Origin of the sequence: Shimia sp., assembly GCF_041624275.1 — a bacterium.
In the GTDB taxonomy this organism is placed as follows: domain Bacteria; phylum Pseudomonadota; class Alphaproteobacteria; order Rhodobacterales; family Rhodobacteraceae; genus Shimia.
In genome coordinates, this window is sequence record NZ_JBFJVE010000155.1 from 1 (window position 1) to 7,613 (window position 7,613).

9 protein-coding genes and 1 pseudogene are annotated in these 7,613 nt (G+C 67.0%); 6 read left to right on the top strand and 4 right to left on the bottom strand.

Features of this window, described 5'->3' with window-relative positions:
* The 3 genes and pseudogenes from ABZD10_RS11765 to ABZD10_RS11775 form a co-directional block, all read right to left on the bottom strand.
* Window positions 1-551, bottom strand: a pseudogene (locus ABZD10_RS11765) (hypothetical protein); the annotation flags it as partial.
* Between the two features lie 4 nt (window positions 552-555).
* On the bottom strand, window positions 556-1,272 hold the full coding sequence (locus tag ABZD10_RS11770; protein ID WP_372886708.1) for an ABC transporter ATP-binding protein: 717 nt from the start codon (window positions 1,270-1,272) through the stop codon (window positions 556-558).
* 166 nt (window positions 1,273-1,438) lie between these two features.
* Complete coding sequence (locus tag ABZD10_RS11775; RefSeq protein ID WP_372886710.1) at window positions 1,439-1,678, bottom strand: accessory factor UbiK family protein; 240 nt, start codon at window positions 1,676-1,678, stop codon at window positions 1,439-1,441.
* A 94-nt stretch (window positions 1,679-1,772) separates the two neighbouring features.
* Between ABZD10_RS11775 and lgt the strand changes: the two genes are divergently transcribed.
* The 4 genes from lgt (at window position 1,773) to ABZD10_RS11795 (ending at window position 4,793) form a co-directional block, all read left to right on the top strand.
* Window positions 1,773-2,660 (top strand): prolipoprotein diacylglyceryl transferase, encoded by an 888-nt coding sequence (gene lgt, locus ABZD10_RS11780; protein ID WP_372886712.1) that lies wholly within the window; start codon window positions 1,773-1,775, stop codon window positions 2,658-2,660.
* Entirely contained in the window at window positions 2,653-3,714 is a 1,062-nt protein-coding gene (locus ABZD10_RS11785; protein WP_372886714.1) for a class I SAM-dependent methyltransferase, read from the top strand. The genes lgt and ABZD10_RS11785 overlap by 8 nt, the downstream gene beginning before the upstream one ends.
* Window positions 3,711-4,469, top strand: coding sequence for a peptidoglycan editing factor PgeF (pgeF, locus tag ABZD10_RS11790; protein WP_372886715.1), 759 nt, complete (start codon window positions 3,711-3,713; stop codon window positions 4,467-4,469). Before ABZD10_RS11785 ends, pgeF begins: the two co-directional genes overlap by 4 nt.
* A 180-nt stretch (window positions 4,470-4,649) precedes the next feature.
* On the top strand, window positions 4,650-4,793 hold the full coding sequence (locus tag ABZD10_RS11795) for a hypothetical protein (protein WP_372886716.1): 144 nt from the start codon (window positions 4,650-4,652) through the stop codon (window positions 4,791-4,793).
* 89 nt (window positions 4,794-4,882) lie between these two features.
* On the opposite strand, the gene ABZD10_RS11800 is transcribed toward ABZD10_RS11795, so the two are convergent.
* A complete protein-coding gene (locus ABZD10_RS11800) occupies window positions 4,883-5,383 on the bottom strand; it encodes an Lrp/AsnC family transcriptional regulator (protein WP_372886717.1) in 501 nt (166 codons plus the stop codon).
* Window positions 5,384-5,599: 216 nt separating this feature from the next.
* Between ABZD10_RS11800 and trxB the strand changes: the two genes are divergently transcribed.
* Both trxB and ABZD10_RS11810 read left to right on the top strand, forming a co-directional pair.
* Window positions 5,600-6,541, top strand: coding sequence for a thioredoxin-disulfide reductase (gene trxB / locus ABZD10_RS11805; RefSeq protein WP_372886719.1), 942 nt, complete (start codon window positions 5,600-5,602; stop codon window positions 6,539-6,541).
* A 154-nt stretch (window positions 6,542-6,695) separates the two neighbouring features.
* On the top strand, window positions 6,696-7,613 hold a 918-nt coding region (locus ABZD10_RS11810), incomplete at its 3' end, for a winged helix-turn-helix transcriptional regulator (protein WP_372886721.1).

The window sequence follows — 7,613 nt, forward strand, 5'->3', positions numbered from 1 at the left end:
CCCGGCACGAAGGATTGTGCCTCGCAGATTTCCAGCAACCGCTGCCGCTGCTCATCGCTCAAACCGGCGAACAAGGGAGCCATCTGCGAAGCGGCGGCGATGCGCGGCAAGACTTCCTTACTGGCAAAGCTTTGCAGCACCAGCACCTCTTCGCTGCGCCCCGGCGCCGGCAACCGCCCCTCGCCGAGATAGATGGCGTTGAGCCGGGGGGCGCCGTCGGGGGGCAGCGAAAGCGCCATCGCCCGCACCGGCAGCGCCTGCCCCGCCATGTCCAGAAGCGCCGCGCCGCGCACCCGGCCCTCGACCGCGGCAACGCCGGGAATGGCGGCCAGCCGCTCGAGGCTGGCGCGCGGCGCGCGGGTCACCGGGGCGAAGACATCGGCCAGGCGGTAGCGTTCGTAATAGGTGGCGCGGGTCTCGGTCAGCGAGGACAGCATGCCCGCCATCATCACCAGAAGACCGACCCCCACCGCCACCACCAGCGCGATCGCCGCCGCCTGGCCCTTGATCCGCCAGAGGTCGCGCCACAGCTTGTGGTCGAGGGGGGTCATGGCCTCACCATTCGATCTGGTCCGGGCTGAGCCGCGTGGCATTGGTCTCGACGCTGCGGATCGCCCCGTCGGCGAAATGGATCACCCGATGCGCCATGGCGGCGGTGGCGGCGGCGTGGGTGACGATCATCACCGTGGCGCCGAGCTTGGCGTTGACGTCGTTCAGCACATGCAGCACCGCCCGCCCGGTCTGCGAATCGAGCGCCCCGGTGGGTTCGTCGCAGAACAGCACCGTCGGGGTCTTGGCGATGGCGCGGGCGATGGCGACGCGCTGCTGCTCGCCGCCGGACATCTGGGCCGGGAAATGGTCCATGCGTTCGCCCAGGCCGACCAGGCGCAGCGCGGCGCCGACATCCATCGGGTCTTCGGCGATCTCGGTCACCAGTTCGACATTCTCGCGCGCGGTGAGCGACGGCATCAGGTTGTAGAACTGGAAGACGAAGCCGACATGGTCGCGCCGATAGCGCGTCAGGGCGCGGTCCGACATCGCGGTGAGGTCTTGATCGAGAAAGGTGGCGCGCCCTGCGGTGGCCCGGTCGAGCCCGCCGAGGATGTTCAGCAGCGTCGATTTACCCGAGCCCGAGGGCCCCAGAAGAACCACGATCTCGCCCCGCGGAATGTCGAGATCGACCCCGCGCAGCGCATGCACGGCGGCCGGGCCGGTGCCATAGACCTTGGTCAGCCCGCGGGTCGTGAAGATGTCGGGAATGTCCTGTCCCATGACCCTGTCCATCTCTGGCTGTTTCCGGCCCAGACTAGGGCCGGGCGCGGTGCAGGTCCATGGTGCGGTGGGGCCCTGCCCCACTCGGTCATTCACGGTGTCATTTTTGCAAAACGACGCCGTCCCCCGGGATATTCGGGGCCAGAGAAAGAACGGGCGCCGGGCGTTACTTGCTTTCCAGCGCCTCGATACGGGCTTTCAGGGCCTCGTTTTCCTCGCGCGCCTTCTGGGCCATGGCACGCACCGCGTCGAATTCCTCGCGGGTGACGAAATCGCGGTCCGCCAGCCAGCGGTCCATCAGCGATTTCATGGCGTTCTCGGCCTCGTCCTTGGCGCCCTGGGCAACGCCCATGGCATTGGTCATCAGCTGCGAAACGTCGTCCATAAACTTGTTGCGGGTCTGCATATCTGCCTCCGGCTAATTCGTGGCCTCTATATGGGGTGCATTTGAAACGGGCACAATGGTTGACTTTGCCCTGCCGGCGCGTCCATCAGGGGCCATGCAGGCGATGATCCAATTTCCCGACATATCCCCCGAGATCGTCTCGACGACGCTGTTCGGTTTCGAGCTGGCACTGCGCTGGTACGCGCTGGCCTATATCGTCGGCATCCTGATCGGGTGGCGGCTGGTGGTGGCGGCGCTGAAACGCCCCGCGCTGTGGGGGGCGCCGGGGGCGCCGATGACGCCGCGCCAGTGCGAAGACCTGCTGACCTGGGTGATCCTGGGGGTGATCATCGGCGGTCGGCTGGGCTATGTGCTGTTCTACAAACCGGGCGATTACCTCGCCCAGCCGGGTGACATCCTCAAGGTCTGGCAGGGCGGCATGGCCTTTCACGGCGGGTTTCTCGGGGTCGTCGTCGCCGCCTGGCTGGTGGCCCGGCGCGAGGGGCTGAACCGGCTGTCGCTGGCCGACGCCATGTCGCTGGGGGTCTGGCCGGGGCTGTTGCTGGGGCGGCTGGCCAATTTCATCAACGGCGAGCTTTGGGGGCGGCCCACGGACCTGCCCTGGGGCGTCGCCTTTCCCGGATATGCGGCGCAGCACTGCGGCCAGCCGCTGGGCGAGATCTGCGCCCGCCACCCCTCGCAGCTTTACGAGGCGCTGCTCGAAGGGGCGCTGATCGGCGCGGTGCTGATCTGGATGGCCTGGCGGCGCGGCGCGCTGAAGGCTCCGGGACGGATCGCGGGCACCTTCTTCGCCCTTTACGGGCTGGCCCGTTTCGCGGTCGAGTTCCTGCGCCAGCCGGACGCGCAGTTCGTCAGCGCCGGCAACCCGCTGGGGCTGGCGGTCGAGGTCGGAGGCTTTGGTCTGACCATGGGCCAGCTCTTGTCGCTGCCGATGATCCTGTTCGGGGTCTGGCTGCTGGGCCGGGCGCGGCGCCATGGCTGATCTGAAGGCGCATCTCGGCGCGCGGATCGCCGCCCAGGGGCCGATCACCCTGTCGGACTACATGAGCGAATGCCTGCTGCATCCGCAGTTCGGCTATTATGCCACCCGCGATCCCTTCGGCGCGGCGGGCGATTTCACCACCGCGCCCGAGATCTCGCAGATGTTCGGCGAGATGGTCGGGCTGTCGCTGGCCCAGGCCTGGCACGACCAGGGGGCACCGGGGCATTTCGTGCTGGCCGAGGCCGGCCCCGGACGCGGCACGCTGATGGCCGACATCCTGCGCGTCGGCCGAGCGGTGCCGGGCTTCGTCGAGGCCGCCGAGCTGCACCTTGTCGAGGCCAGCGCGACGCTGCGCGCGCGCCAGCGGGCGCTGTTGGGCGACGCGGTGCGCTGGCATGACGACATCGACGGGCTGCCCGAGGGGGCGCCGCTGTTCCTGGTCGCCAACGAGTTCTTCGACGCGCTGCCGATCCGCCAGTTCCAGCGCGACGGCGCCGGCTGGCGCGAGCGGCTGGTGCGGTTCGAGGACGGGCAGCTGGGCTTCGGACTGGGGGCCGAGATCGCGCCGGACATGCTGGCCCACCGGCTCGAGGACACCGCCGAAGGCCAGGTGGTCGAGGTCTGCCCCGCCGCGGCCCCGATCGCCGAGGCCATCGGGCAGCGAATCGCCGCCGACGGCGGCGCGGCGCTGATCATCGACTATGGCGACTGGCGCTCGCTGGGGGACACGCTGCAGGCGCTGGCGGCGCATCGCTTCGTCGACCCCTTCGACGATCCGGGCAATGCCGACCTGACCGCGCATGTCGATTTCGAAGCCCTGGCCGGGGCCACGCCCTCGGCCCATAGCAAGCTGACGCCGCAGGGGATTTTCCTTGAGCGGCTGGGCATCACCGCGCGCGCGCAGGCGCTGGCGGCGCGGCTTGACGGGGCGGCGCTGGAGGCCCATGTCGCCGCACATCGCCGCTTGACGCATCCCGGCGAAATGGGAAACCTGTTCAAAGTTCTGGCGTTGTTTCCGCATGGCGCGACGCCCCCGCCCGGATGTGAGACATGACCCTGGAAATCCTGACCTCGGACAGCCTGGCGCCGCTGCGCCACGGCTTTTTCACCCGCAAGGGGGGCGCCTCTTCGGGGGTGTTCGAAGGGCTGAACTGCGGCACCGGGTCTTCGGATCAGAACGAGATCGTGCAGATCAACCGCGAACGGGTCGCCGAGGCCATGCAGGCGCCCCTGTCGCATCTTGTCGCCGCCTATCAGGTCCATTCCCCGGACGTGGCGGTGGTCGAGGCGCCCTTCGACTCGGGCCCGCCACGGGCCGACGCCCTGGTGACGCGCATTCCGGGGCTGGTGCTGTCGATCCTGACCGCCGACTGCCAGCCGGTGCTGTTCGCCGATCACCAAGCCGGCGTGATCGGCGCCGCCCATGCCGGCTGGCGCGGGGCGCTTGACGGGGTGCTCGAGGCGACGCTCGAGGCGATGCTGCATCTGGGCGCGCGGCGCGACTCCACGGTTGCGGTCATCGGGCCGTCGATCAGCCAGAGCGCCTATGAGGTCGGGCCCGAGTTCGTCGAGACCTTCCTTGCGGCGGACCCCGACAACGCCCGGTTCTTCGCCGACGGCACGGAACAGCGAAAACAGTTCGACCTGCAGTCCTACGGGCTGCACCGGCTGCGCCGGGCCGGCATCGGCCGGGCCGATTGGATTCGCCACTGCACCTATTCGGACCCCGCGCGGTTCTTTTCCTATCGCCGCGCGACCCATGCCGGCGAGGCCGATTACGGCCGGCTGATCTCGGCCATCCGGCTTTGACCCCTGAAATGCGGCCCGAAGCTTGGGGTCACCGGACGCGGCGCGCGCCGATGGCCCCGGTTCCGACCCGCTGTTTTCGCGAAATCAGACCTTTGCTGCCGCATCTCTGCCCAAATTCGCTGCGACATTGTTCCCAAGCAAGACACCCGGCGCACCGGGGACAGGAAAAGGAAAAAAACCATGTCGAAACAGGCACGCTTCATCAAATCGGTCATCGCCAGCGCGGCAGCTGACAGCCCGGCCCTGCCCTGGACCCGCGGTGCGCGGCGCGCGGCCTTCATTGCCCGCCGCAACCAGAGCGAACCCGAGCGCAAGGCCGCCTGACAGCCTGTGCCAGAAGACGCGAAAGGCCGCGCCGGGATCACCGGGGCGGCCTTTTCGTTGCGCGCGCCATGGCACGCCGACCCGGCGGGTCAGGCGTCGCGGCTGAGCCGGTCTTCGAGGATGTCGAAGGGCACGCCCGGTTCGTCCTTGGCACCGCGAATGACCAGCGAAGTCTTGACGCTGGCGACATTGTCCGCCTTCAACAGTTCCTCGGTAAGGAAGGTCTGGAAGGTCGACAGATCGGGCGCCACGCATTTGAGGATGAAATCCACTTCGCCGTTCAGCATGTGGCACTCGCGTACCAGCGACCAGTTGCGGCAGCGTTCCTCGAAGGTCGAGAGATCGGATTCGGCCTGGCTGAGCAGCCCGACCATGGCAAAGACCTGAACCTCGAAGCCCAGCTCGCGCGCGTCGACATCGGCATGGTAGCCCCGGATGAAGCCCGCCTCTTCCAGGGTGCGGACCCGGCGCAGGCAGGGCGGCGCCGAAATGCCGACACGTTTGGCCAGCTCGACATTGGTCATGCGACCGTCGGCCTGAAGCTCTGCCAGGATTTTGCGATCAATGGGGTCGAGCCGCGTGCCGGGCATGACTGTTCTCTCTCAGTGGAATTTTCGGTTCTTATATCACCGCAGGTCACACGCGCAATAATATTTCGCTACCACGCAAGATCATTTTCCGACAATTTCCCGGACCGCCCCCGCGAGCGCGTGGCGCGATTTGCCGCGCCGACGGGGTTTTCCCCCGCGCCCGGGATGGCTATATCCCCTTCCTGACTCGCGCTTGCAACACGGAAGGCACCGCTCATGGCCGACACCAAACACACCAAGGTTCTCATCATTGGCTCGGGCCCCGCCGGATACACCGCCGGCGTCTATGCCAGCCGCGCCATGCTGGAACCGATCCTGGTGCAGGGCATCGAGCCCGGGGGCCAGCTGACCACCACCACCGAGGTCGAGAACTATCCCGGCTTTACTGAGGTGCAGGGCCCCGACCTGATGGTCAAGATGCAGGAACATGCCGCCGCCATGGGCTGCGAGATCATCGGCGACATCATCACCGATCTCGACATGTCCAAGCGCCCGTTCACCGCCAAGGGTGACAGCGGCACGGTCTATACCGCCGACGCGGTGATCCTGGCCACCGGCGCCCGCGCCAAATGGCTGGGGCTGGAGAGCGAAGAGAAATTCAAGGGCTTTGGCGTCTCGGCCTGCGCCACCTGTGACGGCTTCTTCTATCGCGGTCAGGAGATCGTGGTCATCGGCGGCGGCAACACCGCCGTCGAAGAGGCGCTGTTCCTGACCAATTTCGCCTCGAAGGTGACGCTGATCCACCGCCGCGACGAGCTGCGCGCCGAGAAGATCCTCGAGAACCGGCTGCTGAAGAACCCCAAGATCGAGACGCTGTGGTTCCACACGCTGGAAGAGGTCTATGGCACCGACATGCCGCTGGGCGTCGAGGGCGTGAAAGTAAAGAACGTCAAGACCGGCGAGATCACCGACATCCCCTGCAAGGGGGTCTTCGTCGCCATCGGCCACGCGCCGGCCAACGAGTTGGTGAAGGACACGCTGGAAATGCACAATGGCGGCTATGTCAGCGTCAAGCCGGGCAGCACCGAAACCTCGGTGCCGGGCGTCTTCGCCGCCGGCGATCTGACCGACCACAAGTACCGCCAGGCGGTGACCTCGGCCGGCATGGGCTGCATGGCGGCGCTCGACGCCGAACGCTTTCTGGCCGAACAGGAGTAGGCGCCCCCACCCCGGCACACCCGTTGCAGGAAAACGCGGCCGTTGCAGCAATGCAACGGCCGCAACTTTGCCATGCAGACGGCAGAAAAGGCTTTGCCCGGGGCGTCAAACCCCCTATGTGTTCACGCGTGAACACACTTTGAGCCGATTGCAGATGCCGCTACCCGCCGCAAAACCCAGCCCGGACGAGGAAGATGTGCTCTTCCGACTCCTGCGCCAGCTCGACCTGGCGCCGGACGCGTCGCAGCGGGCCATCGCGGCGGCGGTCGGCATTTCGCTGGGGCGGCTGAACGCGCAGCTGCGCGCCGCCGCCGAGACCGGGCTGATCACCATCAGCGATCGCCCCGGTCCCGACAGACGACAGCGGTTCGCCTATTCGCTGACCGCGCGCGGCGCGGTCGAGAAAGTGCGGCTCACCGATCAATTCCTCGCCCGCAAACTTGCAGAATACAACGCTCTTCACGCGGAACTGACAGGCACCGCAAGCGGCCTGCCCCCCATCAAACACAGGACTCATCCAATGCAAAACAACCTGGCCCCCATCCCGGAACTGTACGTCTCGTACGACAGCGCCCAGAAACTGAAAGTCGAGGCGGCGGACCTGACCAGCCACGATCTGACCCCGCGCCAGATCTGCGATCTGGAACTCTTGATGAACGGTGGCTTCAACCCGCTGAAGGGCTTTCTGGGCGAAGAGGATTACAACAGCGTTCTCGACAACATGCGGCTGGCCGACGGTTCGCTGTGGCCGATGCCGATCACGCTCGACGTGTCGGAAGACTTCGCGGCCTCGATCGAGCTTGGTCAGGACATCGCGCTGCGCGATCAGGAAGGCGTGATCCTCGCCACCATGACCGTCACCGACCGCTGGGAGCCCAACAAGTCGGTCGAGGCCGAAAAGGTCTTTGGCGCCGATGACGTCGCCCACCCGGCCGTCAACTACCTGCATCACACCGCCGGCAAGATCTATCTCGGTGGTCCCGTGGTCGGCATCCAGCAGCCGGTGCACTATGATTTCCGCGGCCGCCGCGACACGCCGAACGAGCTGCGCGCCCATTTCCGCAAGCTGGGC